At 43.8% G+C, this 26,367-nt stretch carries 22 protein-coding genes; 10 read left to right on the top strand and 12 right to left on the bottom strand.

Annotated elements, in window-relative coordinates; translation table 11 throughout:
* Positions 1-44 precede the first annotated feature (44 nt).
* Both ABR189_RS16805 and ABR189_RS16810 read left to right on the top strand, forming a co-directional pair.
* Positions 45-314, top strand: coding sequence for an HU family DNA-binding protein (locus tag ABR189_RS16805; RefSeq protein WP_354661615.1), 270 nt, complete (start codon positions 45-47; stop codon positions 312-314).
* 173 nt (positions 315-487) lie between these two features.
* Positions 488-607, top strand: a complete 120-nt coding sequence (locus ABR189_RS16810; protein ID WP_354661616.1) for a 30S ribosomal protein THX — start codon at positions 488-490, stop codon at positions 605-607.
* Between the two features lie 101 nt (positions 608-708).
* Here ABR189_RS16810 and pdxH read toward each other — a convergent pair whose 3' ends face one another.
* Positions 709-1,356, bottom strand: a complete 648-nt coding sequence (gene pdxH / locus ABR189_RS16815; protein ID WP_354661617.1) for a pyridoxamine 5'-phosphate oxidase — start codon at positions 1,354-1,356, stop codon at positions 709-711.
* A gap of 114 nt (positions 1,357-1,470) precedes the next feature.
* On the opposite strand from pdxH, the gene ABR189_RS16820 reads away from it, so the two are divergent.
* Positions 1,471-2,610: a DUF3298 and DUF4163 domain-containing protein gene (locus ABR189_RS16820; RefSeq protein ID WP_354661618.1), complete on the top strand. Its 1,140-nt coding sequence runs from the start codon at positions 1,471-1,473 to the stop codon at positions 2,608-2,610.
* 80 nt (positions 2,611-2,690) lie between these two features.
* Here the strand turns inward: ABR189_RS16820 and pyrH are convergent, their stop codons facing one another.
* The 8 genes from pyrH to ABR189_RS16860 all read right to left on the bottom strand — a co-directional run bounded on the left by pyrH (position 2,691) and on the right by ABR189_RS16860 (position 12,227).
* Positions 2,691-3,404, bottom strand: coding sequence for a UMP kinase (gene pyrH / locus ABR189_RS16825; RefSeq protein ID WP_354661619.1), 714 nt, complete (start codon positions 3,402-3,404; stop codon positions 2,691-2,693).
* Between the two features lie 275 nt (positions 3,405-3,679).
* Positions 3,680-4,504 (bottom strand): translation elongation factor Ts, encoded by an 825-nt coding sequence (gene tsf, locus ABR189_RS16830; protein ID WP_354661620.1) that lies wholly within the window; start codon positions 4,502-4,504, stop codon positions 3,680-3,682.
* A gap of 139 nt (positions 4,505-4,643) precedes the next feature.
* Positions 4,644-5,633 carry a 30S ribosomal protein S2 gene (rpsB, locus tag ABR189_RS16835; RefSeq protein WP_354661621.1) on the bottom strand — a complete coding sequence of 330 codons (990 nt, stop codon included), beginning with the start codon at positions 5,631-5,633 and terminating at the stop codon, positions 4,644-4,646.
* A gap of 82 nt (positions 5,634-5,715) precedes the next feature.
* Positions 5,716-6,105, bottom strand: coding sequence for a 30S ribosomal protein S9 (gene rpsI, locus ABR189_RS16840; RefSeq protein ID WP_354661622.1), 390 nt, complete (start codon positions 6,103-6,105; stop codon positions 5,716-5,718).
* Positions 6,106-6,119: 14 nt separating this feature from the next.
* The gene (rplM, locus tag ABR189_RS16845; RefSeq protein ID WP_354661623.1) at positions 6,120-6,563 is read right to left on the bottom strand and encodes a 50S ribosomal protein L13; all 444 of its coding nucleotides are present in this window, start codon (positions 6,561-6,563) and stop codon (positions 6,120-6,122) included.
* A gap of 283 nt (positions 6,564-6,846) precedes the next feature.
* On the bottom strand, positions 6,847-8,223 hold the full coding sequence (locus ABR189_RS16850; protein ID WP_354661624.1) for a RagB/SusD family nutrient uptake outer membrane protein: 1,377 nt from the start codon (positions 8,221-8,223) through the stop codon (positions 6,847-6,849).
* A gap of 43 nt (positions 8,224-8,266) precedes the next feature.
* Complete coding sequence (locus tag ABR189_RS16855) at positions 8,267-11,305, bottom strand: SusC/RagA family TonB-linked outer membrane protein (RefSeq protein ID WP_354661625.1); 3,039 nt, start codon at positions 11,303-11,305, stop codon at positions 8,267-8,269.
* Positions 11,306-11,537: 232 nt separating this feature from the next.
* Complete coding sequence (locus tag ABR189_RS16860) at positions 11,538-12,227, bottom strand: zinc metallopeptidase (RefSeq protein ID WP_354661626.1); 690 nt, start codon at positions 12,225-12,227, stop codon at positions 11,538-11,540.
* A 605-nt stretch (positions 12,228-12,832) separates the two neighbouring features.
* Between ABR189_RS16860 and radA the strand changes: the two genes are divergently transcribed.
* The 6 genes from radA (at position 12,833) to ricT (ending at position 19,261) form a co-directional block, all read left to right on the top strand.
* Positions 12,833-14,200, top strand: a complete 1,368-nt coding sequence (radA, locus tag ABR189_RS16865) for a DNA repair protein RadA (RefSeq protein ID WP_354661627.1) — start codon at positions 12,833-12,835, stop codon at positions 14,198-14,200.
* 12 nt (positions 14,201-14,212) lie between these two features.
* Entirely contained in the window at positions 14,213-14,905 is a 693-nt protein-coding gene (locus tag ABR189_RS16870; protein ID WP_354661628.1) for a ComF family protein, read from the top strand.
* A gap of 182 nt (positions 14,906-15,087) precedes the next feature.
* Positions 15,088-15,588: a glutathione peroxidase gene (locus ABR189_RS16875; protein WP_354661629.1), complete on the top strand. Its 501-nt coding sequence runs from the start codon at positions 15,088-15,090 to the stop codon at positions 15,586-15,588.
* Positions 15,589-15,738: 150 nt separating this feature from the next.
* Positions 15,739-16,323, top strand: coding sequence for a hypothetical protein (locus ABR189_RS16880; protein WP_354661630.1), 585 nt, complete (start codon positions 15,739-15,741; stop codon positions 16,321-16,323).
* Positions 16,324-16,406: 83 nt separating this feature from the next.
* Positions 16,407-17,546 (top strand): DNA polymerase III subunit, encoded by a 1,140-nt coding sequence (locus tag ABR189_RS16885; RefSeq protein ID WP_354661631.1) that lies wholly within the window; start codon positions 16,407-16,409, stop codon positions 17,544-17,546.
* A gap of 248 nt (positions 17,547-17,794) precedes the next feature.
* The gene (gene ricT, locus ABR189_RS16890; RefSeq protein WP_354661632.1) at positions 17,795-19,261 is read left to right on the top strand and encodes a regulatory iron-sulfur-containing complex subunit RicT; all 1,467 of its coding nucleotides are present in this window, start codon (positions 17,795-17,797) and stop codon (positions 19,259-19,261) included.
* A gap of 136 nt (positions 19,262-19,397) precedes the next feature.
* Here ricT and ABR189_RS16895 read toward each other — a convergent pair whose 3' ends face one another.
* A complete protein-coding gene (locus ABR189_RS16895; RefSeq protein ID WP_354661633.1) occupies positions 19,398-20,450 on the bottom strand; it encodes a nucleoid-associated protein in 1,053 nt (350 codons plus the stop codon).
* A gap of 159 nt (positions 20,451-20,609) precedes the next feature.
* Here ABR189_RS16895 and ABR189_RS16900 point away from each other — a divergent pair, with 159 nt between their 5' ends.
* Complete coding sequence (locus ABR189_RS16900) at positions 20,610-21,518, top strand: SMP-30/gluconolactonase/LRE family protein (protein WP_354661634.1); 909 nt, start codon at positions 20,610-20,612, stop codon at positions 21,516-21,518.
* 199 nt (positions 21,519-21,717) lie between these two features.
* Here the strand turns inward: ABR189_RS16900 and ABR189_RS16905 are convergent, their stop codons facing one another.
* Positions 21,718-24,738, bottom strand: coding sequence for a glycoside hydrolase domain-containing protein (locus tag ABR189_RS16905; RefSeq protein WP_354661635.1), 3,021 nt, complete (start codon positions 24,736-24,738; stop codon positions 21,718-21,720).
* Between the two features lie 89 nt (positions 24,739-24,827).
* Entirely contained in the window at positions 24,828-26,360 is a 1,533-nt protein-coding gene (locus ABR189_RS16910; protein ID WP_354661636.1) for a RagB/SusD family nutrient uptake outer membrane protein, read from the bottom strand.
* Between the last annotated feature and the right edge of the window lie 7 nt (positions 26,361-26,367).

The raw sequence follows: 26,367 nt of genomic DNA on the forward strand, positions 1-26,367 counted from the left end.
TTGCTCACATCAAACATTTTTTCACTAGTTAAATCTTACTAACTATGAACAAAGCCGAATTAATCGACAAATTAGCCAAAGACTCTGGCATCACTAAAACCCAGGCTAACGAAGCTTTGGATTCTTTCACCAAAGCTGTTGCTGATACCTTGAAAAAAGGTGGAAAAGTAACTTTGGTTGGTTTCGGTACTTTCTCTGTTTCTAAACGTGCTGCACGTAACGGTAGAAACCCACAGACTGGCCAGATCATCAAGATCAAAGCTAAGAAAGTTGCTAAGTTCAAAGCTGGTAAAGCTTTATCTGACAAGCTTTAATCAGTTAGCACAACTTATTCAAGCAAGGAACATTTTTGTTTCTTGCTTTTTTTTGTCTGCTATTATACGAATTACGCGAATTACACTAATTTGCACCTGTTAAGCAGGTAAGAGCAACCGCTCAGCCAGCCTAACAACAAACAATAATCAATAAAAAAACAAAAAATTATTTTATGGGTAGAGGTGATGTCAAAACCAAAAGAGGCAAGATTTCTAACAAATCATTCGGTAAAGTTAGACCTGCAAAAACTAAGAAAGCTACTGCCGCTAAAACTGCAGAAAAGAAAGCATAGTAATTACGAAATCGGCAATTACGAATTACGAATGGAAGCTACACTTGTTGGTTTATCCGCCATAAGTAATTCGTAATTGACAATGAGTAATCATAATCCGGTTACGGTGCCAATCGCGCAGTACTCCAATCTCCTGCTGCCGTAAGTGAATACAGTATCCTGTCATGCAAGCGGCTGCTACGGCCCTGCCAGAACTCTACCGCACTGGGCTTTACTACATACCCTCCCCAATACTCTGGACGTGGTGGCGCCTCCAGTACATACTTTTCCGTTACTATTTTTACCTGTTCTTCCAGAAAGGAACGGTCTGCAATCACCTTACTCTGAGGGGATGCAATGGCTCCTATCCTGCTTCCCAATGGCCGGCTGTTATAATACTCCGTACTTATTTCCGGCGATGCCTTGCTAACGGTGCCATCTATACGCACCTGCCTTTGCAATTCCCGCCAGAAAAACAACAATGATACATGCGGATTCTCCGCCATTTCCTGGGCCTTGCGGCTCTCATAATTGGTAAAAAAAACAAAGCCTTCCTCATCAAAGCTTTTCAGCAATACGATACGTGCAGATGGATGCCCCCCGGCTGTACTTGTAGCCAGCGTCATGGCATTAGGTTCATCCAGTTCACCATTATTGGCCTCCTGCCACCACTTCTCAAATTGCCGGAAAGGATCTGATGCTACCTCCTGTTCGTCCAGGGATGCCAGCTGGTAATCCTTACGCAGGGCTGCTATCTTTTGATTTAACATACACTCCTGTTTTTCTGGGTAATCACTTATTTTCTATTTACAAAGGTATTAAGCACCTGGCAAATTAAATGTTGCGGGATAGTAGTAATTTTGATTCCTGATATAAATCATTTTATGAAAAGATTGTCCTTGCTGTTTGTGATAGCCACGGCTTCCCTGCTATCATGCCAGCAAAAAAGCGGCCCTAAAAATAAGGTTGCTGCTGCTAATGGAAAACGCGATACCATTGCGGTTCCTATGGCTTCCTCCCCGTTCTTTTACACCCAGCTCAAAGGTACATTGAACGATGAACCTATTACCATGCAATTATTAAAAACAGGGCCTGAAATCTACAGGGGCTATTACTGTTATGATGAAACCGGCGTTCCAATTGGTATCTGGGGCAGCCTGGATGGCTCACGGGTTTCCTTATATGAGGATATCCGCAGCCAGCAAGGCGGGGAAAATTTCTTCAATGGGCTGCTGGCAGATGATGGTACCTTTAAAGGCGTATGGCATGGCAATACAACGGCATATCCTTTTACCCTTTCCACCGATCTCACCAATGCCATCCGTTTTGATGTATACTATGCTACGGATTCTATGGTACTATTCCCGGAACATCCTAAATCACCGATAGGCAATGCCACCAACAGCATTATATGGCCTGTGACGGGTATTGCTCCTAAAACAGCTGCTTTTATTAAAAATGCCATTACCGGTAGCCAGGCCATACATGAACCGGCGCAATATGTAAGGGTCAGCATCGATTCCTTTATGGCAATATACCGCACTACAGCAAGGGAAATTGCCAAAGAAGATCTCGACAATGACCAAACAGCCTCCTACAACTGGAGTGCCGACGGCGATATGAAAATTGTATGGAATGAATACCCGCTGCTGGTACTTGAAAAAAGCAGCTATGATTTTACAGGGGGAGCACATGGCAATGGGGGCTCCTTTTTTAAGGTACTGGATCTGGCACGGCAAAAAGTGCTTACACCGGATGATGTGTTCAAGCCTGGTTATCAAACAGCCCTGAGCCCATTACTGGATGATGCTTTCCGGGAAAAATTCGGGATCACCAAACATGAATCGCTCGACGGGCAGTTGCTGGTAAGCAGTATCCCACCTAATAACAATTTTTTTATCACTAATACCGGGGTAGCTTTCAGTTATACTCCCTATGAAATTGGGCCTTATGCATTGGGGCAGGTAACGTTGTTTTTGCCTTTCAAACGGGTTAAGCAGCTGTTAAAGGCGCCTTATAAATAAAAACGCATGATCAATGGCAGATAACGGGCAGGCACTTATTACTGCCTGTCATATCTTTCATTGATCATGCGCTGTTTACATTACCCTTTTACGAGGGTGCCTATATTTTTACCCATGATTACCTGTAGCAGGTTACCGGTTTTGTTCATATCAAAAACGATAATCGGGAGTTTGTTTTCCTGGCATAAAGTAAATGCGGTCATATCCATCACATTCAGTGATTTCTGATATACTTCCGCAAAAGTGATGGTTTCAAAGCGGGTAGCAGTACTGTCTTTCTCAGGATCTGCTGTATAAATACCATCTACGCGGGTCCCTTTCAGGATAACATCCGCTTTAATTTCAATGGCTCTCAGGGAAGCAGCCGTATCAGTTGTAAAATAAGGATTACCGGTACCGGCACCAAAGATTACAATACGGCCTTTTTCAAGGTGACGAATAGCACGACGGCGAATATACGGCTCTGCAATCTGTTCCATTTTAATAGCAGATTGCAAACGGGTATAGAGGCCGGCTCTTTCCAGTCCGCTTTGCATAGCCATTCCGTTTATAACGGTGGCCAGCATGCCCATATAGTCACCCTGGGCTCTTTCAATACCAGTTTCCGCTTCATTCATTCCCCGGTAAATATTCCCGCCACCAATTACAATAGCCACCTGTACCCCCAGGTCTGTAACGGCTTTTATGTCGTGAGCATACTGGGCAATTACCTTAGGATCAATTCCATAATTTGCATCCCCCATCAGGGCCTCACCGCTCAATTTGAGCAAAATACGTTTATACTTTGGCAACATGACTTTATAAAATATTGTAAGTTGTGATTTGCTAATGTAGTTACGGTCTTCTAATATACAATTTAAAGCGGAAAAATTCCTGGAAGTAAAAAGTACGGGCTTCTCTCCTGATACCCCTTACAACGCCTCTTTCCTGCTTTATTTGCGCTATTCCCCTTTCAGTCCGGAGCCGGTTCGCTGGAAGTATCTCTGATACCCCCGTTCCCAGCTTTTATTATGTTGCGCAAAAAAAAGGAGAGAATTTTCGTTCTCTCCTTTTTTTTAATATGTTTTGATTAACCTAAAGCAATTCGTTTGAAGGAAGTTACTTTCAGATCAGCATCTATAGATTTCAGATAGTCTGCTACGGATTTGTTACCATCCTTTACAAACGCCTGTTGCAGCAGGGTGCTTTCTTTAAAGAACTTAGCGATTTTGCCCTGAGCAATTTTCTCCGCCATTTCAGCAGGTTTACCTTCTGCCTTAATCTGATCTACCGCGATTTCTCTTTCACGGGCAATCAGGTCAGCAGGAACACCGTCAGCATCTACAGCGATTGGGTTCATTGCAGCAATCTGCATAGCAATGTCTTTACCTACTTCGTCAGAAACAGGTTTAGAGAAACCAACCAATACACCCATACGGTAGTTACCATGAATGTAAGCAGTTACTGCAGCAGCTTCGATCATTTCGAATTTGCTCAGGTTGATTTTTTCACCAATCTTCGCTACCTGGTCGTTTACTTTATCAGCAACAGTAGCATCATCCAGTTTTGCAGCGCCCAGTTCTTCAACGGTTTTAACACCATTTGCCAATGCCAGGTCTACAATAGATTGTGCAAACTTTACAAAATCTTCATTCTTTGCTACGAAGTCAGTTTCGCAACCTAAAGCTACAATAACGCCGGTTTTGTTGTCAGCGCCGGTTTTAGCAATGATTACACCTTCTTTAGTTTCGCGGTCAGAACGCAAAGCGGCTACTTTTTGTCCTTTCTTACGCAGATAGTCTACTGCTTTTTCAAAATCACCATCACTTTCCACCAGTGCCTTTCTGCAGTCCATCATACCAGCACCAGTTTGCTGACGCAGTTTATTTACATCAGCTGCTGTAATTGTTGCCATGGTCTATAATTAGTTTAAAAGTTGAAATAATATTTGCGAATATAGTGGGGTTATATTAGCTAATGGTTAACTACTAAATTACAGACCGTTCTTTAGTAACGGTACGTAACTTAACAGTTAACCATTAGCACCTAATTACTTATCTTGGGCCACCTGGTCTTCTTCCACCGCCGGCACCGCCGCCGCTGTTAGGAGAACGGCGTTGTCCGCCGCCGGCACCACCACCACGGTTAGCACCACCGCCTCTGTTGGCTCCGCCACCTCTGTTAGCTCCACCACCAGGGCCTCTTCCAGGGCCACCTGCACCTCTGGCTGCACCACCGGGTCCACCTGCAGATCTTCTGCCTCTTTCACGGTCGTTTTCACCTTCCATTTCAAATCTGCGCAGGTTTGCGTCTGTATCTTCTTCTTCCTCTGCTTCTTCAGTTTTTTCGTTCGCTCTTTCAGATAAACCTTCTGCGATAGCTGCTGCTATGTAGTTGGTAATGATCGCGATTGATTTAGTTGCATCATCATTGGAAGGAATAGCAAAGTCTACTTTAGTAGGATCAGAGTTGGTATCCACCATACCGAAGGTAGAAATACCCAGGCGTTTAGCTTCTGCCAATGCAATGTGCTCATGGCTGATATCTACCATAAACAATGCTGCTGGTACACGTGCCAGTTGGGCAATACCACCCAGCACTTTCTCCATTTTCTCTTTATCACGGCTTAAAGTAAGACGCTCTTTCTTGGTAATATTATCGAAAGTACCGTCAGTCAGCATCTTTTCAATGCTCTGCATTTTCTTTACACTCTTACGGATAGTAGAGAAGTTGGTCAACATACCACCTAACCACCTTTCAGTAACGTAAGGCATGTTTACGCGTTTAGCAGCTTCTGCTACGATTTCTTTCGCTTGCTTCTTGGTAGCAACGAACATGATCTTCTTACCGCTTTTTGCGATAGATTTCAGGGCTGCTGCTGCATCCTGTAAACCTTCCACGGTTTTGTTCAGATCAATGATATGAATACCTTTCTTTTCTGCGAAAATATAAGGCAGCATTTTGGGGTTCCATTTTTTCTTCAGGTGACCGAAGTGAACACCTGCCTCCAGTAATTGCTGCTGCAATGAGGTATTATTTTCCATGTTTGTATTGCTCAATTAAAAGGATCAAATAATGTTTAGCTGTCGGCTTTAGCACCACGCTAATAACCAAAAGCGCCGAATATTAACGTTTAGAGAACTGGAAGCTTCTTCTAGCTTTAGCTTTACCTGGTTTCTTACGTTCAACTGCTCTCGGATCGCGTTTCAGCAAACCGGCAGCTTTCAGTGCAGGACGGAACTCAGGATTCACTTCGCACAATGCACGGGCAATTCCTAATTTTATCGCTTCTGCCTGACCCTTGATTCCACCACCTTGCGCATTCACCTTCACGTCAAACTTATCCAGCGCGTCAATGGTTTTAAAAGGCAGCTCCACCTGGTTTTGCAGGTAGATCAGGGAAAAATAATTTTTATAATCTTTGTCGTTGATGATAACGTTACCGGTACCCTTGCTGAGATATACGCGGGCAACAGCTTCCTTACGACGACCTATTGTATTTTTTTGCTTTTCCATGTATCAGAAAAAAATTAGAATGTTAAAGGTTGAGGTTTCTGCGCAGTATGCGGATGCTCAGCGCCGGCATATACAAACAGTTTTTTGTACATGGCACGACCCAGGCGGTTCTTAGGTAACATACCCTTGATTGCCTTTTCGATCATTACCTCAGGACGGCGACGGATCAGGTCCTTTGCCAGTTCTACTCTCTGACCACCAGGAAAACCGGTGTAGTGGATGTATTCCTTATCGTTTAGTTTATTGCCGGTCAAAATCACCTTCTCTGCATTGATTACAATAATATAATCACCACAGTCTGTATGAGGTGTGTAGTAAGGCTTGTTTTTGCCTCTTAAAATGGCCGCCATCTTAGCACACATTCTGCCAAGTGTCATGTTGGTAGCATCCACAATGTGCCAGTCGCGCTTTACGTAAGCGTCATTGGCGGATTTGGTTTTGAAACTTAAAGTATTCATTATTGTATGCGATAAAATTTTACTCTTGTAAAAAATTCCCTAAAATCGGGAGTGCAAAGTTAAGTACCAATATTATAATAACCATACATTTTGAACACTTTTTTACATCGCCCCTTTGCAACGAATTGATTTTCAATAAAATTTTTGATTAAAAGTTATTAACAGCTACTCAAATGCCCTGAATATGCGCTTCATACCACCAACTTTCCCGGCATTTTAAGCACAAAGGCTGCTCCGGAGGATTCCGGAACAGCCTTTTAAAATGGTAATACTATATAGCTTACTAATAATCCTTGTTCTGCTCCAACTTCGGATTGGAAGCAATCTCCCGCTGTGGTACCGGCAATATCAGCTTGGGATGATCATAGGCCCTGCTGCCCACATCCAGCTTCAACCGTTTTACCGTCCACAGCTTATCTCCCTCATATACCAGCTCCCGGAAACGCTCTGCGACCACCTCATCTGCCGTAACACTGCCCAATTGGCCAGCGTTAGACCGCCCCCTCACCGCATTTACATCATTCAATGGGGTATCCCCTACCACAGTGCCTGCCCGTAAATTAGCCTCCGCACGGGTCAGGTACATCTCTGCCAAACGGATTACCGGTATATTGGTATACTGCTGCTTCCACTTGCCGGTATACTTGCCCGTAGACCCGGAGCTGCTATAGCCATCATAAATAAAGTCCTTACGGCTGTCGCCATCCTCATACAGGCTCAACTGACGCACATCTACCTGCGCATCCCCCCTGCCGGCACGCGCAGAGGTGTAAAAAGTGATCAGGCCATTATTACTGGAGCCACCGCTACTCTGTGCTGTTTGCTGTATCGCAAAAATATCCTCCGTGCTGTTGGCGGTATTATTAAATGCCTTTTCAAAGGTCGGACTCAATACAAACCCTCCTTTCGTGATTACCGAATCTGCCATAGCAGCGGCTTCCTTGTATTTCCCCTCTGCCAGGTATAACCTCGACAGAAAAGCAAAGGCAGCAAATCTATTGGCTCTCGTGCCATTATCCGGCTGCATATATGTTGCGCCTGCTTTCAGATCTTCTTCAATCTGGGCATACATAACCGCTACTGTAGCCCTGGGCAGCTTCACCTTTTCTATGTCCTGTACCGATATTACCGGCTCCAGTATTAAGGGCACTGTCAGATTTACGGTCTGATTACCAGCGGAATAAGGTTTCCCATATAATCCGCTTAACATATAATAGGTAATCCCCCTGATAAATTTAGCTTCTGCTACAATCTGGTCCTTATTGGCGGCCGCCAACAAATGTTGCTTACTTAATACCAGGTTTACGGCATTAATGGTCCTGAATCCGCCAGCCCATATCTGTTCCGCAATAACAGAGTTTTTCTGCTGTTGCCGGCTGGCTACTTCCAGGTAAGGCACTGCATTTCCCACCAGCAAGATCTCCTTATCATTGGCCAGCAGGTCAGAGATCAGAAAATACTGTTCTCCAAAGGCTTCAAACTGCTGCAGATTGGTATAAGCCCCGATTAATGTGGCTTCCACATCTCCTGCCGTAAGGATCTGCCCTGGTCCAATCCCTGTTCCGGGCTTTACATCCAGTCTATTGTTACAGGCCGGTAACCCTGCTATCAACAACATCCCTATCAGCACACCTCCTATATATCTTACACATAACTTCATTGCTTTCATTTTTGATAACTGATACTGTTTTACAACAAGTCTTTTAAAACGTGACATTTAATCCCAGCGTAATCGTGCGGGCCTGTGGAATGGAATAAAGATCTATTCCCCCGCCGATGTTATTGGTAACCCCCACGCCTGTATTTACTTCAGGATCACTGATGTATTTGCTGCCAGTCCATAAGTTATACCCTGACGCATATACGCGGGCATTTGCAATATGCAGTGCAGCCAGTGCACGGGCAGGAAGAGTATATCCAAGAGAAAGTGATTTTAAGCGGACATAGGAACCATCATATAGCCAGCGGGAGGATAATGCATCCCCATTATTAAATATACTGGTCAGTCTGGGAATATCTGTTTCATCGTCAGGCCCTTGCCACCTCCGCAATATATCCCGGGTCTGGTTATCAAAACCAGTGAAGTTAGTCTGATACTTGCCCGCACGGTTATAGATCTTATTTCCCTGTACAAAAGTAAACAGCACATTCAGGTCAAATCCTTTATAAGAAAGCGTATTCGTCAATCCTCCCGTCCAGTCAGGATTGGATTTGCCCACTACCCTGTTTTCAGCCTGGAAATAATTGGCTGTCGTTTTTCCATCTTTATCATAATAAAGTGCATCACCGGTTTGTTTGTCCACACCGGCAAACTCCGGCATAAAAAACACGCCTAAAGGTTGGCCTTCTACTGCCCGTTGTTCTTTGTACTCACTTTCTATTACCTGGCCCCCCAGATTTTTTATCTTGTTCTTATTGTATGCCAGGTTCAGGCTGGTGGTCCAGCTGAAACCGTTTCTTTCTATATTACGGGAATTGAGCAATATCTCCACACCCCTGTTTTCAAGATTACCAACATTGCTGTACATATAACTGTACCCACTGACAGCAGGAACATTGGTCATCAACAACAACCCTGAAGTTTGCTTATTATAAAAATCCACCTCCCCAGTGATACGGTTATTTAAAAATCCGAACTCCAGACCTATGTCAGATTGCGCTGTTTTTTCCCAGTGTAGGTCTGGATTTCCCAACTGGATAGGCCGGTATCCTGACATATTAGGGTATCCGGTGATCTCCATCAGCGTAAGATACCTGTCATTTCCAATTTCTGCATTACCTGTCAAACCGTAACTACCCTTCAGTTTCAGGAAGCTTAATACATCCTGGTCTTTCAGAAAATCTTCTTCAGAAATCAGCCACCCCAAGGATCCTGCAGGAAATACGCCATACCGGTTATCCGGCCCGAAACGGGAAGAGCCATCTGCACGAACACTGAAAGTGGCCAGGTATTTACCCTGATACGCATAGTTAGCACGCAGAAAGTAAGACAGGAAACTATATTGCTGCTTGTCTGAAGTGCCTCGTGTAATGACTGCAGCAGCAGATAATGTTTTGATGGCATCAGAAGGGAATCGCTCTCCTGAAATAGCATTACTTCTCAGATCATTCTGAAGATAGCTCATCCCCAGTGTGGCCTGCAAACTATGTGCTCCGCCCAAAATGGGGTTATAGGTAAAATAGTTATTGGTATTAATCGTAGCATGCTGGAGGTAGCCGGAGTATCCTCGGCCAATACCAGCCCCATCAGCAGCACGCTGGCCTTTATACAAATCCTCTGTAATAGAATAGATATCTGCGCCCAATTCAGAGCGAAAACTCAGTGAAGGCAGGAGCTGATAGCTTCCATATACATTTCCAAGGGTGCGGAAGGTAATCTGTGTATTGGAATTCAGTGCAGCATCAATCATCCCGTTAGCGTAGAGGGTAGTGGTATTATACCATTTGGTAACCGGATCATACAACGGAGAAACAGGCATTTGGGCTACCAGCTGCCCTCCTGAAGAATAGGAATTATCTGCTGCTACCCGGTCTAGTTGCGCTCTGTTTACTGCCAGGTTAATCCCCAACGACAACTTTTCACTGGCTTTATGATCCAGGTTGATCCTTGCCCCATATCTTCTGAAACGGTTTGTTTTTATAGTAGCTTCCTGGTCGTTATAGAATCCGGAAATATAAAATTTTGTCTTTTCAGAGCCTCCGGAAACGGCCAGATCTACCTGACTGGAATGCGCCACGTCCCGGTACATCAGATCTTCCCAATTAGTATTCGGTGGGGTTTGCTGCCAGTCGGCTCCCAGGGTAAAGTAATCCAGCACTCCCTTTGCACTCCCTTTCATGAAGTCAATACCTTCCTGTTCAGTAGCAAAGTCCGGATATAGGTCAGGATTTTTGTACTTATAAGCCCATTTTCCGTCATTGGTAGCCCTTTCCATCAACAGATCGGCATATTCCTTTCCGGTTAGGAAGCCTCTTTTTTTGGTAGGCTTACTGAAACTATGACTAATGTTCAGGGATACCTGTGTCTTTTCGCTTGCTTTACCTTTTCGGGTAGTGATCAGCACTACACCATTTGCAGCCCTGGCCCCATAAATAGCCGCCGCAGCAGCATCTTTCAATATCTCTACCGCAGCAATATCATTCGGATTAATGTCTGATAATGCACTGGTAGGGTCATTAAAACGGTCGGTCATATTATCCGTGATCATAGGTAGCCCATCTATCACATATAAAGGCTGGCTACCGGCAGTAACAGAAGCTGTACCACGGATACGCATCCGGATGGCCTGTCCCACCTTGCCACTACCTGATTCCACTACTACACCCGCCGCTTTACCCTGCAGGGCAGATTCAAAGCTGGCTACCGGTATATTTTCTATATCCCGGCCATCAATCCTGGAAGCCGCCCCGGTAAAATAACGCCTGGCCTGGGTACCATACCCTACCACTACTACTTCAGATAAATCTTTATTAGCGCTTAATTTAACTAGTATATGTTGCTGACCGGCTATGTTAACCTCCTTGTAAACAAAACGTTGGTGGGAAAAGGTCAGGATTTGTGCACCGGATGGGATCACCAATTTAAAACTGCCATCTCCGGCAGTAAGCGCCCCTCCGCTGGCTCCTTTTACTTTTACAATCACATCCGGCAACGGTGTAGAACCGTCTTCATCTGTTACGCGTCCGGCAAGTGTCAATTCCTGGGCATAGGTAAAATGGCATAGGAGCAGGAATATGCTCATAAGCAACGAGTAGCATAGTCGCATATGTCACTGAATATTAATTAACTAAATGTGCGAACAAATTTATAAAAAAAGATCCTGGTCTGCCAACATATCATTGAAAACACACTTCACAGGCAGGGTTGCGTGAATTTAAGGCTAATAAACTGGTTATCATAGTATATCACACGTTTATGGACATAAAAAAGCCCGGCATGCACCGGGTTTTTATTTACAATCCTATAATAATCAATTAATTACGACGACTTCCTCCCATATAGATCATAATATAGTAAAAGAGGGTAGCAATAGAAGCTACTGCCGCTACTACATAAGTCATAGCTGCCCACCATAAGGCGTCTTTAGCTTTATCATGTTCCTGTCCTCCTGTAATCCGGCTGCGGTCCAGCCAGGCCAGTGCCCTTTTGGAGGCATCAAATTCCACCGGCAGGGTAATCACGGCAAAAAGCGTGGTAATGGCAAACAGGATAATACCTGCCAGTAGCAGCTGCGGGAAAACACTTATCAGCAGGATCCCTCCCAGTAGTACCCATTGTACCAGGCTGGAACTAATCTGCACCACTGGTACCAGTTTAGAGCGTAATTGCAGCCATTGATAGGAAGTAGCATGCTGTACAGCATGGCCGCACTCATGGGCGGCTACCGCAGCAGCAGCCACTGTGGCTCCATTATATACATCCGGGCTTAAATTCACCGTCTTATTAGCCGGGTTGTAGTGATCCGACAGAAAGCCTTCTACTGAAATCACCTGCACATCACGTATATTATTGTCCAGCAGCATTTTCTCCGCGATCTGACGCCCTGTAAGCCCAGAAGCCAGCGGTACCTGGCTGTATTCCTTAAATTTGTTTTTTAAACGGAAGCTAACCAGCATGCTGATCCCCACAAATATCAAAGACAATATCATCATTCCTGGTGTCATGTTATTATTATATTTAAAGTGATATATAAAGTTACTACAACCCTCTGATCAAATTTCCTTCCAATTCAAGTTTTTCCTACCTGGGGGTAAACAGGTAATGATATCCTGTCTGTTTTGCCAGGTTAATAAAATTTAACACTGCCACAATGTCTTTTAAATAAGTTTTTTAGCTACTAAAACAAGACTATGTGTCAGCCAGACGCACTCGTCTTATTAGTCCTTTTTTATATGCAAAACAGATCAACATCAATGCTATTTATCAACATTTTATGAGTGGACAATGAAAGTAATATTGACCTAAATCACCCCCTGAAACAAGCGATGGCGGCCGTTCTGTCACATTAGCCCAACACCTTTAAAGTTATTAACATCTATTAAATAAACTTTTTTATTCTGAAGCCATTTTGTAATTTAGACCTGAATTTAATGGGTTAGTAAGTAGAAAGAGTCAGCAGAATCTTCTGTTGGCTCTTTTCTCATTTTAACACTTGCCTTCCGGAATAAAATGATGTCTTTCATCTCTTATACACAATCATTTTTTTCAAATAATCATTTTTCTGCCCGCTAATAATTCATGTAATTTGTGTGCATTCGTTAATTAAGATATGGCTAAAATTAAAACAGCTTTCTTCTGTCAGAATTGTGGATATGAGTCTGCGAAATGGAGTGGTAAATGCCCCAGTTGTGATCAATGGAATACCTTTGTAGAAGAAAAAATACAGAAAGATATTCCACTGCGCCAGCAGGAATGGAAATCAGATCATGCACGTGTACATAAAATTGTAAATCTTGCGGAAGTAACCAGCACGGAAGAAGAAAGATGGCTGACGCCGGATGCAGAACTGAACAGGGTTTTAGGTGGTGGTATCGTACCAGGATCCCTGGTACTGGTAGGTGGAGAACCTGGTATTGGTAAATCTACCCTGTTCCTACAGAATGCATTACAACTAAAGCAGATTAAAACACTTTATATCAGTGGGGAAGAAAGTGAACAGCAGATTAAAATGAGGGCAGACCGTATCGGGATAAAGAACGATCAGTTCTACCTGCTTACCGAAACTTCTACACAAACTATTTTCCAGGAAATAAAGAAATTACAACCACAACTGGTCATTGTTGACTCTATTCAAACGTTACAATCTCCTTTTATTGAATCTGCTCCCGGCAGTGTATCACAGATCCGGGAAACAACTGCAGAAATGCAACGATTTGCAAAGGAAAGTAATACTCCTGTGTTCCTTATAGGCCATATCACCAAAGATGGTACCATTGCCGGCCCAAAAATACTGGAACATATGGTAGATACCGTACTCCAGTTTGAAGGGGATCAACATTATGCTTACCGCATTTTACGCACCATTAAAAACAGGTTTGGTTCTACCGCCGAACTGGGCATCTACGAAATGACCGGCCAGGGATTACGGCAGGTGACCAATCCTTCAGAAATACTGATCTCACAAAGGGAAGATGCATTGAGCGGCATTACTATTGCTGCTACCATGGAAGGTATGCGGCCTATGCTTATTGAAGTACAGGCACTGGTAACACAGTCGGTCTATGGTACCCCGCAACGTACCGCTACCGGTTTTGACTCGCGCAGGCTCCAGCTGTTGCTGGCCGTACTGGAAAAACGTGGCGGCTTCCACTTTGGTGTGAAAGATGTATTCTTAAATATCGTTGGCGGCATCAAAATAGAAGACCCCTCCATTGATCTGGCGGTATTATGTGCGCTCCTCTCTTCCTATGAAGATACGGCTATCCCCAACAAAGTTTGTTTTGCGGGGGAAGTAGGCCTGAGTGGTGAAATTCGTGCAGTAAACCGTATCGAACAACGAATTGCGGAAGCAGAAAAGCTGGGCTTCGATAAAATATTCATCTCCAGATATAATAAAAAAGGTACCGATTTCAGTAAATTTAATATTGAAGTAATAGCAGTAGGAAGAGTAGAAGAAGTATATCAGCGATTGTTTTAAAACCCCAGCTACATGTTTACCCGGCTATATGCCTCCCTGCTTCATTTATTTTATCCGCATAATTGTGATGTTTGCGGCACAGACCTTAGCGGAAAGGAGGAAGTACTTTGTTTCCAATGCCAGCACAAGCTGCCGGTTACTAACTTTCAACAATATGATGATAACCCTGTGGAAAAAATCTACCGGGGCCGAACCGCTGTACAACATGCCATGGCAGGTTATTATTACACACAGTCTTCCCATCTCCGGCAACTCATCCACCTGTTTAAATACCAGGGACGTAAAGATGTTGCACTTTACCTGGGCAGACAAATGGGCTTTATGCTTAACAAAAGTAAATGGTTACACGAAATCAGCTGTATCGTTCCGGTACCACTGAACAGCGCCAAAGAAAAACAAAGAGGTTATAATCAGTCTGCCTTACTGGCTCATGGGATAGCTACCGTTGTACAAAAACCAGTGATCACCAACGCACTTTACAGACATAAACATACCAGTACCCAAACACATAAAAACCGGGCCGACAGGTGGCAAAATGTAGCCGCTGTATTTGCACCGGCAAACATCCAATCCGTTAGCGGGCAACATGTGCTGCTTATAGATGATGTTATAACCACAGGGGCCACTACCGAGGCATGTAGTAATATCCTGCTTACTGCAAATGCCACCGTTAGTATTGGCTGTCTCGCATTTGCTTATAATTAAGTTATTAATATATTGAAAAAATACTCACGTATTGTAGCCCTGTTACCCTTTTGTCAATCCTGCATTAATTATGCAAATTTTTAAATCAAGATAATTAACTTTACAATACATGGTCTGTTTTTTGCAAGCTATGTATTCATTGTACTAAAAATTGCTTTATGCTTAAACTCGCTATAATATCAATGTTTATGTTTATTGCTGCTGCAGGCAATGTGTACGACTTCAAAGTAGAATCCCTGGATGGCGGAAAGATTGATTTCGCTAAGTATAAAGGGAAAAAGATCCTGATTGTAAACACAGCCTCCATGTGTGGTAATACGCCTCAGTACGAAGGGTTGGAAAAACTTTATAAAAAATACCATAATAAACTGGTGATCGTAGGTTTCCCTGCCAACAACTTTGGCGCTCAGGAACCCGGCTCCAATGAAGAAATCAAAGCATTCTGTACCAAGCAGTATGCGGTAACTTTCCCCATGGCTGCTAAAATCTCTGTAAAAGGCGCAGATATGCACCCACTGTATAAATGGTTGCTGGAAGAAAGCAAGGCTAAGAATATGCAACCAACGGAGGTAACCTGGAACTTTCAGAAATACCTGATAGATGAAAAGGGTAACCTGGAAGCAGTATTTTCGCCCAAAACTCAGCCAATGTCAGCTGAAATTATTGCTGCTATTGAAAAATAACACCAAATCATAAATAATAAGATGTGCCGGCCGATTCCGGCATACCTTTTCTGATAACACCAGCATTCATAATCTCTTTGCCAACTATAGTTATTATCCTGTGAATCCCTGGATGAGGATTGTCAAGTGTTGCTGTTAAACAAGCAAACAATGCATACCCCTATCCAAGTGAATGATCCTTTTGCATTATTCAATGACTATATACTTATGAGCAAAGCCATATCTACTTTCTTGCTGGCATGCATGTGTTGCATTGCATTTTCAGCTTGTCAGAATGATTACGAAATGCCCCCTTTTAACTGCGAAAGCGTATCCGAGCATTTTATCTTCAACGAAAAAACCATTCCGCTTAAACTTGTTTACAGCAATCTCTTTCGCCTGGAAACAGATTCCGGCAACTACAAATATTTAGGCATGGAAAGCATTTCAGACTCCTTCAAAATAGTGCTGAATATACACCATGGCCCCTACACCTCCGAACAACTTGCCAGTGACAGCATCCCCCTGGGCGATTACAGCTATAGTACCAACAGACCTACGAATACCGGCTCTATCGCAGTGGGGATAAAAAGCCAGAACGGATATCAGTTTTTAAATATTGACACTGCCAGCATTATTCTTTCCAGGATCAATATAAAACGGCAGGTAGTATCCGGTACCTTTTATTTTAGGACAAAAGATGCGATTACAAGTACGGGCACATTTAATGATGCCTGCTACCTTTCACTGAAATAAACAGGATGTACTAATTTTTAGCGGCTCCTTTCCGGCTACAACACTTCATCGGATGCTCACAACATTTTAAGTATCTTGCAGCCATGCTTTTTTCAGCCATTATAGGACAGGAGTCTGTACAACAACAGCTTATTCAAGCCGTGCAACATAACCGGCTTAGCCATGCTATGATTTTGCTGGCACCGGAAGGAGCCGGAGGCTTACCGCTTGGCTTAGCCTTTACCCAATATCTTGTTTGTGATAACAAACAGGAAAATGACGCGTGTGGTAAATGCACTGCCTGTATTAAGGCAGCGCAGTATATCCACCCTGATATACATTTTACCTACCCCGTAATACCACGGAAGGCCGGCGATAAACCGATCAGTACCGATTATGTAAATGAATGGCGGGAATTTATTACAGCCCATCCATATGGCAATGCATACGACTGGCTGCAATTTATTGGTGCCGAAAATAAGCAGGGCAATATTACTGCTAATGAGTGCGCAGATATTATCCATAAGCTCAACCTCAAAAGCTTTGAAAGTGGCTATAAAATATTATTGATCTGGATGCCTGAATACCTGGGCAATGAAGGTAACCGCCTGCTTAAACTGATTGAAGAACCGCCTGCTAACACCATTTTCATCCTGGTAGCAGAAAATCAGGAGCAGATACTGGCCACTATCCTTTCACGGACTCATCTGATAAAAATTAACCCTATCTCTAAAGACGCGATGGTACAGGCGCTCACCAGCCGGGCCCAGGCCTCTCCTGCCAAAGCCCAACAGGTAGCTACCATCTCTGCTGGTAATTACCGGGAAGCCTTATACCTCCTCCAACATTCGGAGGATGATTACCATGAACTACTGCGGAACTGGCTGAACGGTATTTTCACGGGCAACCGTCAGGCTTTGCAGGAATGGATAGAGCGGATTTCAAGTGCCAAAACAGGCCGCGAAAATCAAAAGCAGTTTCTCCGGTACTTTATCAACCTGCTTGAACACACCGTTCGCCTGCAATACATGGATAAAAGTCAACTGGCCTTTTCGGACGAAGAAATGGATTTCGCGGCTAAAATCCATAAGCTCGCCAATATGGACCAACTGGACCAGATCATCAAAACACTGGATAATGCCTGTTATTATATAGAGCGTAACGCCAATGCCAAATTACTGTTTCACGCCTTGTCCATCAAGCTGCAATATATTTTCAGGAAAAAAGAATTGCCAGTAGTCTGACCTGTATCCGGCAGCAAACTGTTGATGATTTTCACACTCAACATTATTTTATCGCATGTGTAAGTCGCACATTTCTTGTGCCACAATTAGCTCATTTGCACATCTGTCATCAGAAATCAACACTTCAACACATTTTCCGTTACCTTTGCTTCTTCCGGCCTTTTTGTTTTCTAAAAGGAAATATGTACTTTAAAGGACCGGGTTATGACTGGAATTGTTATTTAATAAAACTTTAAACTGATAAATATATGGCTTGTGCCGGATGTGGTACGGGTGCAGAAGGGAAGCCGGCGGGATGTAAAGACAATGGAGGTTGCAGCAGTGGTGGATGTAATAGATTAAATGTATTTGACTGGCTGGCCAATATTCCCCTGAGTGATAGTTTAGCACCATTTGACATTATAGAAGTAACCTTTAATAATGGTAGTCGTAAAGATTTTTTCCGCAATGTAACCAGGCAACTCTTTGAAAAAGGAGAAATGATTGCTGTGGAAGGCGTTAGCGGTTTTGACGTAGGTACGGTTAGTCTTACCGGAGAATTGGTAAAACTACAAATGAAAAAACGGCGGGTAGAGGATACTCCCGAAGTAAAAAAAGTACTACGCAGGGCCACTACCGACGATTTGCAACGGATGAACGACAATAAATCCCGTGAAAAGGACGCCCTGATCAGATCAAGGGCTATTGCACGTAATCTGGGCCTGGAAATGAAACTGGCCGAGGTAGAAATCCAGGCAGATGGCCGTAAAGCCACTTTCTTTTATACTGCCGATGACCGGGTAGACTTCCGTGAACTCATTAAAGTATATGCTGGTGAATTCCGTGCAAAGGTAGAAATGCGCCAGATAGGCGCCCGCCAGGAAGCGGGTAAAGTAGGCGGTATAGGTAGCTGCGGCAGAGAGCTTTGTTGCTCTACCTGGCTATCTGACTTCAAAAGTGTTAATACCACCGCTGCCCGTTACCAGAACCTCTCCATCAACCAGGCTAAACTTTCCGGCCAATGCGGCCGCCTGAAATGCTGCCTTAACTACGAACTGGATACCTACCTGGATGCTCTCAAAGGCTTTCCTGATGATGCAGATAGCATTGAAACTGCCAACGGTGTTGCTACTCTCCAGAAAAGAGATATCTTCAAATGCCTCATGTGGTATTCCTACTCCGGTAGTAATAAACAATACCCACTAACCATCAGCCGTGCCAAAGAAATCAGCCAGCTGAATAAACAAGGCATCAAACCAGACGACCTGAAAGCAGTTGAAATAGTTACTACTTCGAGCAAAGTGAAGGAAACAGACCTCGGCTTTGCGGATGTAGTAGGACAAATCAGCTTAAAATCACTGGAGAAAACTTCGCAGAAAAGAAAACAAAAGGACCGCGACCGTCAAAAACAAGGTGGAGAACAAAAGTCTGCATCTAAGCAAGAACAACGGTCCGCAAATAAAGGGGAAGGCAGACCCGACAAAGCACCTCAAAAAGGTGGCCGTCCGGAGCAAAAAGGTGCCAGACCCGAACAAAAGGGCCCAAGGCCGGAGCAAAAAGGACCCAGACCCGAACAAAAGCCCCGCCAGGAAAACAGGCTACCTCAAAAACAACAAGGCCAGCAACACGGGCAGGCTCCAGGTAATAAACCCCGGCAGGACCAGCAAAGACGTCCTCCCAGGAATAAACCCCGGAACAACAATAATAACAACAATAACAGCAATCCACCAGCATAATTCGCTAAAAGGGCAGCTTCAACAGGCTGTCCTTTTTTATGCCCTCTATAAGAAAAGGCCGCCCAAATAGGCAGCCTTTGTTGGTTGGTTTTTGCTTATGAGAAATTCTTGATAATTGTTTTAATATGCTCCTGCTTTAACTCTCATTCTCAAACAGTAACTTATAGTAATTCATATTGGTGGCCTCATCATAACCCCGCTCTACCAGTTCCCTGTCACCATGAATATAAACATGAAAGTTCCGGTCTAGCTTTAATACACTCTTAAATACCTTCTGCTGCTTTTTAACCGCAGATGCTGAAATATCAAATGTATCCGGTAATTGTTGCTGAAATTCCTGCTGATAGCTTTCCTTATACTCCTTAAAAGAAGCAATAGCATCCGGGTTACCCAGTACTTCATTCGCAAAATCATCTAATTGAAATTGCTCCTTTTCCTTAAAATAGGCGGCGGATTTATTCAGCAGATCTACCTGATCAACGCGATTCATTTCATACTCAGTGGGCAGTTTTGTATTAATAAACTGCTTGCACATATTTACGGCCGTTTCTGTTTGATGGTAACTGTCTTCCCGGCGTTGTACCTGTAAAAAGGCATCTTTCCAGTATATGGCCTCGTTTTGCTTGCTAATACTATCTACAATACTAACCTGATATCCATTTTCCTCCTCTACATTAAAAACCAGACACCCCTTGTCTAATTTACTGATATTAATTCCATCTTCATAATTCACCTGGTAATTATCATCTGATAAAAATACTTTCAGATAAGTATCCCGATTCTCAGATTTAAATATCCCAATCGCTTCTACGTCTTCTCCATCTACCTGACACCTGCTAAAATAAGCAATGTAAAGCTCTCCGCCTTTTATTTTAGGATGGGTGGAGTGTTTATATAGATGTTTGGCAATATTTACAGATTGCTCCTGGAAGTTTTCCTTGTCCTCGAAGATCCGCCGGCAGTACTGAAATACCTCATTTAACTGTATGTCCGCTTCATGAAAAAAACGGAAATATTCTGCACTATTGGTAAACGGTTGTATAAAATAAGTCAGCAACAACTGACCAATCATTTCGTCTTCCAGTTGCAAAGGCGCCTGAGAGCAAATCAATGGCTCTTCCTGCGACATATTACCTACCTTATGTATAGTCAGCTGCGCTAGATCTTTGAACTCCGATACATGGATCATGGGCGCAAAAATAATAAATTACTTCATAGTCTGTTAAACCGGAATATCCATGTATTGCGTGCCGCTTACACAAAGCACCACCACCCTTGTATTACGTATGGACTTACAAACTTTCTTTAGTACTTTAACCCTTTAAATGAACCTCCAAACACCATTAACATGATCAGGAAACAACATATATCCCTGCTGGCAATAATCATGGCTGGCAGCTTTACCGCCACCGCACAATTCAGTAAACCTTCCCAACCTCCATTATACCAGGCCCGGGATCTTACTGCGGAAAATATGTTTTCCCAGAATATTGAAGGCCCCAACTTTGACAAAGCCGGCAACCTTTATGTGGTCAACTTCCAGCGGGATGGTACCATTGGTAAGATCAATACCCGCGACGGCAGCGGCGAAATATTTGTAACCATGCCGGATAGCAGTATTGTTAACAGCATCCAGTTCAACAGCAAAGGCAATATGCTCATGCCGGATTTTATCGGCCATAACGTGCTGATGGTAGATATGCGTACCAAAAAAGTAAGCGTATATGCTCACTCCGATAAATTCAATCAACCTAATGACCTCTGTATAAACCGTAAAGACCAGCTATTTGCTTCTGATCCCAACTGGAAAGCACAAACAGGACAGATCTGGCGTATTGACAAAGGTGGAAAACCCGTACTGCTTGAAGCCAATATGGGTACGGCCAATGGCATCGAACTCAGCCCGGATGAAAAAACGCTGTACGTTAATGAAAGTGTGCAACGTAAAATATGGAAGTATGATGTGGATAAAGCCGGCAACATCTCCAACAAACAACTGTTCGGAGAATTCCCCGATCATGGTTTTGATGGCATGAAATGCGACAAGGCAGGCAACCTTTATGTTACGCGCTGGGGAAAAGGGACAGTGGTAGTACTATCCCCTGCAGGCAAACTGATCAGGGAAATACCACTTAAAGGCAAACAGTGCAGCAATCTTACCTTTGGTGGCAAAGATGGTAAAACCGTGTATGTAACCCTGCAGGACAGAAAATGTGTAGAAACCTTTAGGGTAGAAATACCAGGAAAGAGATATTAAAAAAATACCTACAATCAGGTATTTGTTTTACCCGTTGACGTATATAGTTTTACGTTAAATAGGATACTATCCTATGAATCCCATATACCCGTAAAATTTATCTGGTCAACAAACAAGTACCTCAACTGTAACAGTGAACGAAAAAGGCTGCCGCCAAATTGATGGGGCAGCCTTGTTTTTTATTCCGGCTCTTAGCTGGCTATTTAATGAGGAGTAGTTTTCCTTTGTTTTTCTCTACCGGGATAGCACCTCCCTTTTCATAAACCGCTCCTGTTTGAAAACGATCTACTTCCGGGGCAGTGATAGTGGCGGTAGCCGGATTAATGCCTAAAGCTTTCCAGTCTATTTGCAGTTTTACATGGGTATCTGTTGCGGCCCAGCTCGCAATGGATACCAGCACAGCGCCCGGCTTTTTGTAAATAGTGGCCAGTACCTGCGGATGATCTGTTTTAACGGGATTATCTGCTACCCAATACCCCACCATCTGGGTACCCTGCATGCCAAACTCATCCCACACCTTCCAGATTGGACGGGGATCAGCATCATCACTCCAGGGCAAACGGTTGGTCATCCCATATACCATCCCTCTCCAGGGGTTACCACCATCCTGCAGCATTTCACCCATCAACCCAAAAGGAATACCACTTACTTCCGTTAAGTAAAAGGCCGGATCATTCTTTTCATAATCAAAATATTCCCCAAACCACAAGCGGTTCAGGTAAGGAAAATGCTCCATATACAGCATGGCACTATTGATATATCCATCCCTGTTATTATACTGGTTGGCAGAGTGCAGATCAATAATGCCGGGATGCCCGTCTTTTGTCAATACCCTTTTGATCCGCTTCATCGTAACCCGGTCAAATGCTACGTCATCCAGGTAAATACCATCTATGCCTACATTTTGCACCAGCCAGTTCATGCCTTCTACGTAATAGTTATGCCACCGGCTCATACCACTGTTAATGATGGCTGCATCTTTTATATCCGGCACAAACCAGGCCGCCAGATAATTTTTACCAATGTGCTCCTGCAACCAGGAATAACCACCTCCTTTACCTGGTGTATATATCTCACTCCCCAGGCTGCGCAGTGCAAATGTTTCATAGGCATGATTGGACACCTCGCGCACGGTATTGTAGATCTTCACCTTTAGCCCTTTCTGATGTGCTTCATCAATATAACTTTTCATCCGGGCGTGCTCAATGAAAGGATAATTGATCCAGGGATTAATGGCATTGGCATGGTGGATATTTACCACGGTAGCACCGGTAGCTTTAATACTATCCAGGGAGTTGTACCGGTGATAAAAACGGTTAGCCCATTGAAAATCTGTATTTACCGGATGAAAAGGAGTGATGATGAGGTGAAAATTAAAATAAAGTGTATCCCCCTGCTGCAATGTCTTTTCTCCACTATAGCTATTGACCAGTATTGCCGATTCTCCTGCTCCTATTGTGATTCCTCCTTTGTTATTATTGCCCCATGAAGCAGGGAGTAATAAAGGCTTTTGTAAATAAAAGTTGGTATTCAGCGGGCGTACATATTGCTCATCCCGCAGAGAAAACTGTAGTCCTCCGTTTACATCTCCTATCCAGGCGCCATCCTGGTTCTTGTTGGCCACATCCCATTTCCAGCTAAGCTGTTCCGGGCGGTACCCTCCCTTTTGGTTCAGCCCCATCATATATTTTGATGCTGCCTGTTGTAAAGGAATATGCATGCTGATATCCTTTAGGTGCACCTCCTGAAGCGCCGTCACCTTTACGGTATAATCCATAAAGCCATCAAATTCCAGGGAAGCGCGGACCTCCATTTGCAGTTCGGGGGAAGTACTGGCAGACTGCCAGCTGATCTTACCGGAATCCTGCGTTGTTATGTTAAGACCAGTATTGCGCCAGGTAACGTCCTTTCCGGTGGCAGATACAAAGTGAAAATGCATCGGTGCGGCCAACAGGTCTTTGGCCTGTGTGGAGAGGGAAGTCATTTCTGGCGTAAAGAAAGTCTGTATCTGCGCAGGAAAACCATCCGGGTTTAAAAACACTTTACGTCCCAGCAGGCTGATCACATGATCTTTTAGCTCCAATGGCAGATAAGGGGCTATTACCTCGTTTTGCTGTGCAAGCGTAGAGTTCAGCCACTTAAGTCTGGTTTGTTTCCAGGGTTCATTTACCCCACCATTTACCGCCTGTTTATCCGTTACAGTTATACTTAACTCTACAGGCACCGCAGGCATCCCTGTCGGTTTAATCATCACAGTACCTTTATATATACCGGCAGCTGCATTATCAGGTACATTTACGCCACACCATAAAGCCTGTATTTTCCCAGCGGGTACGGTTACTTTATTTGCAAATGGGGTAGCATCATATTTTACACCCGAAGTGTTAATGCAATCCAGGGCCTTTGCCGGGATTACCTTACCATCAGCGCTTTTAAGATCACTGAACGAAAGGGTTATTTCCGGTACTGCTTTGAGGGCATAAATACCCAGTTGAAAAGCATAGTATTCTCCCTTATCCGCTTTTCCGGAAAAGCTTTGCTGTGGCCCTTTCCGGATCCACTTTGCCGGCAGATCGTCCGTCATTTTAATGGGTAATAACCTATCTTCCGGGAATACCAGGTAAGCCACGTCCTTATGCTGTTGCTGCAATTGTTTGGTTTCTGCTGCAGTAGCAATCACCTCCATTGGATAAAAACTGTTAAAGGTATCTATGGCTTGCAGTTCTTTAACGGTAACATTATACTTAGGCCTGCCTGTAGGAATAGCGGACAGCCACTTTTGGTCTGCGGTATTTTCTGGTGCCTGATAAATTCCTTTCGGGTAGTTAGAGCTGCCTTCATTTTTATAAGGCAGGTAATAAATATAATAATGGCCTTTGCCGGATACCGGTTCAAAACAAATATCTCCCTGTTCCCGGTTGATACTTATCACAGCAACATTAGTGATCTTCTGCCCGGTTTTGGCATCCTGTACAATGATCCTTTTCTTTTCAGGGCTTTCATCACGCCGGCGCCAGGGGATCAATACACGGGCTATATTGCCGTTGCCATTAAAAGCAACTGCTGCACGGTGATTGCCTAATGAATCTGCCATCCAGGTGGGTTTGCCTACCGTATACTTCACTTCCTGGGCTGCACTGAATACCGGTATCCCCAATAACCATGCTGCCATCACCAATCCTTTGGTAAATGACAGCATGGTAGGTCTGTAATTACTCATAAGCGGGTAACTTTATTGTTTTGTGTTCACTGTATATACTTCAACGTATATAAAAAGGGGCTGACATCATAGTCAGCCCCATCAAAATATTACTGCGCAGGAAACTCTATTTTATCAATTGGCTCAGCCAGGATATTTTTATTGGCATCCTGTTCTTCTTGCGGAACTGGGAAATAAAGACTTTTGGCATCAACGTGCTTTAAGCTTACCCCGGTACGTGCAATTCTCTCATCAATATATTTATTGCATTCTTCTACATAGGTGCCTTTACGCATCAGGTCTTCCCGGTGTTTCATTTCAAATACCAGCTCCCATCCTCTTTCTTCAAAAATTTTCTCCCGCAGGGTTTCTTTCGAATAGCCGGTGGTATTGAGCAACTTGGCTCCCGCTCTTCCTTTCACATCATTCACCAGATTGATCGCTTCTGCTACGGGGCCTTTCTGCTCATTCACGGCTTCTGCCAGGCAAAGCAGGATATCTGCATAACGGATTACCGGCATATTGTGGCCATCAAATTCGGGGTTCTTACCTTTTTCAACAAAGAACTTTTTAGAATAAACGTGCGGCATCGCTTCAGTACCAGGAGGCAGGGTTTGTCCCTTTTTAGGCGCCTGGTATTTAGTACCGGTATTGTTGGTGTATTCATACAGGAAACATTTTCCACGTGGGTCTGTTTCATCAAATGTCCACCAGTATTCCAGGGAAACGCCATAGTAAGCATATCCTTCATAATTGTCCAGGTCAGTAGGCCGGTTGTGTACGCCCATACCATTCAATGCATCCGGGCTGCTGGTATACATGATCTTGAAGATAAATTCATTATCATGCTTGTTGCTTTCCAGAAACAGATCCCCATACTGTTTGTTGGGGCCTTCTGTTTGAGGCTGGTACAGATCATACTGTCCCAACGCAATTATTTTGCGGGCGTACTCTTCTACTTTCGCATAGTTTTTCTGACGCAGGTAGATTTTACAAAGCAGGCCATAAGCAGCACCTTTGGTAGCCCATGCTTCTCTTTCAGCTGGTTGTTTAAGTGGCAGATCAACGGATGCAGCTTCCAGGTCAGTAATAATCTGCTGTTCTACCAAGGCCTGTTTGGTACGGAATGGTTTGGCATTCAAGCCCAGGTTACTGCGCAATACTACAGGTACAGCTCCCCAGAGGCTGGAAAGGTCATAATATCCGAGGGCGCGTAAAAAACGGGCGCTGGCCACATATTCTTTAACGGTAGTTTCATCCAGCACACTCTTCATCTGCGGTATTTTTTCCATTACCAGGTTGGCGCGGAAAATCATGGAAAACATATGACGCCATTCATACTGGAGATACTGGTTGGCAGCGGCCCATTTAAAATCCACCATCTGGTTTAAGTCACCTCCCGGAGTAGCATATCCCATTGGGGTAGTCATATCCGTTACCACCATGTGGTATCCGCCATAATACATCCAGTAGTTGGGATATAATCCGGCATACATACCAATTACGGCTGCTTCCGCATCGGAGGCTGTTTTGTAAGCATTCTCGCCGGAAATAACACTATATGGCTTTTCATCCAGCGACTTTTCACAGGAAATGGTTGCTAAAGCCAACCCTGCTATCAATACAAATTTTAAATACTTCATATCAGTA

Origin of the sequence: Chitinophaga sp. H8, assembly GCF_040567655.1 — a bacterium.
Lineage (GTDB): Bacteria > Bacteroidota > Bacteroidia > Chitinophagales > Chitinophagaceae > Chitinophaga > Chitinophaga defluvii.

What these genes read in the sequence shown, in the direction of transcription:
- ABR189_RS16805 (WP_354661615.1), top strand. Translation starts at nt 45, where the DNA reads ATGAACAAAGCCGAATTAATCGACAAATTAGCCAAAGACTCTGGCATC.
- ABR189_RS16810 (WP_354661616.1), top strand. Translation starts at nt 488, where the DNA reads ATGGGTAGAGGTGATGTCAAAACCAAAAGAGGCAAGATTTCTAACAAA.
- pdxH (WP_354661617.1), bottom strand. Translation starts at nt 1,356, where the DNA reads ATGTTAAATCAAAAGATAGCAGCCCTGCGTAAGGATTACCAGCTGGCA.
- ABR189_RS16820 (WP_354661618.1), top strand. Translation starts at nt 1,471, where the DNA reads ATGAAAAGATTGTCCTTGCTGTTTGTGATAGCCACGGCTTCCCTGCTA.
- pyrH (WP_354661619.1), bottom strand. Translation starts at nt 3,404, where the DNA reads ATGTTGCCAAAGTATAAACGTATTTTGCTCAAATTGAGCGGTGAGGCC.
- tsf (WP_354661620.1), bottom strand. Translation starts at nt 4,504, where the DNA reads ATGGCAACAATTACAGCAGCTGATGTAAATAAACTGCGTCAGCAAACT.
- rpsB (WP_354661621.1), bottom strand. Translation starts at nt 5,633, where the DNA reads ATGGAAAATAATACCTCATTGCAGCAGCAATTACTGGAGGCAGGTGTT.
- rpsI (WP_354661622.1), bottom strand. Translation starts at nt 6,105, where the DNA reads ATGGAAAAGCAAAAAAATACAATAGGTCGTCGTAAGGAAGCTGTTGCC.
- rplM (WP_354661623.1), bottom strand. Translation starts at nt 6,563, where the DNA reads ATGAATACTTTAAGTTTCAAAACCAAATCCGCCAATGACGCTTACGTA.
- ABR189_RS16850 (WP_354661624.1), bottom strand. Translation starts at nt 8,223, where the DNA reads ATGAAGTTATGTGTAAGATATATAGGAGGTGTGCTGATAGGGATGTTG.
- ABR189_RS16855 (WP_354661625.1), bottom strand. Translation starts at nt 11,305, where the DNA reads ATGAGCATATTCCTGCTCCTATGCCATTTTACCTATGCCCAGGAATTG.
- ABR189_RS16860 (WP_354661626.1), bottom strand. Translation starts at nt 12,227, where the DNA reads ATGACACCAGGAATGATGATATTGTCTTTGATATTTGTGGGGATCAGC.
- radA (WP_354661627.1), top strand. Translation starts at nt 12,833, where the DNA reads ATGGCTAAAATTAAAACAGCTTTCTTCTGTCAGAATTGTGGATATGAG.
- ABR189_RS16870 (WP_354661628.1), top strand. Translation starts at nt 14,213, where the DNA reads ATGTTTACCCGGCTATATGCCTCCCTGCTTCATTTATTTTATCCGCAT.
- ABR189_RS16875 (WP_354661629.1), top strand. Translation starts at nt 15,088, where the DNA reads ATGTTTATGTTTATTGCTGCTGCAGGCAATGTGTACGACTTCAAAGTA.
- ABR189_RS16880 (WP_354661630.1), top strand. Translation starts at nt 15,739, where the DNA reads ATGCATACCCCTATCCAAGTGAATGATCCTTTTGCATTATTCAATGAC.
- ABR189_RS16885 (WP_354661631.1), top strand. Translation starts at nt 16,407, where the DNA reads ATGCTTTTTTCAGCCATTATAGGACAGGAGTCTGTACAACAACAGCTT.
- ricT (WP_354661632.1), top strand. Translation starts at nt 17,795, where the DNA reads ATGGCTTGTGCCGGATGTGGTACGGGTGCAGAAGGGAAGCCGGCGGGA.
- ABR189_RS16895 (WP_354661633.1), bottom strand. Translation starts at nt 20,450, where the DNA reads ATGATCCATGTATCGGAGTTCAAAGATCTAGCGCAGCTGACTATACAT.
- ABR189_RS16900 (WP_354661634.1), top strand. Translation starts at nt 20,610, where the DNA reads ATGATCAGGAAACAACATATATCCCTGCTGGCAATAATCATGGCTGGC.
- ABR189_RS16905 (WP_354661635.1), bottom strand. Translation starts at nt 24,738, where the DNA reads ATGAGTAATTACAGACCTACCATGCTGTCATTTACCAAAGGATTGGTG.
- ABR189_RS16910 (WP_354661636.1), bottom strand. Translation starts at nt 26,360, where the DNA reads ATGAAGTATTTAAAATTTGTATTGATAGCAGGGTTGGCTTTAGCAACC.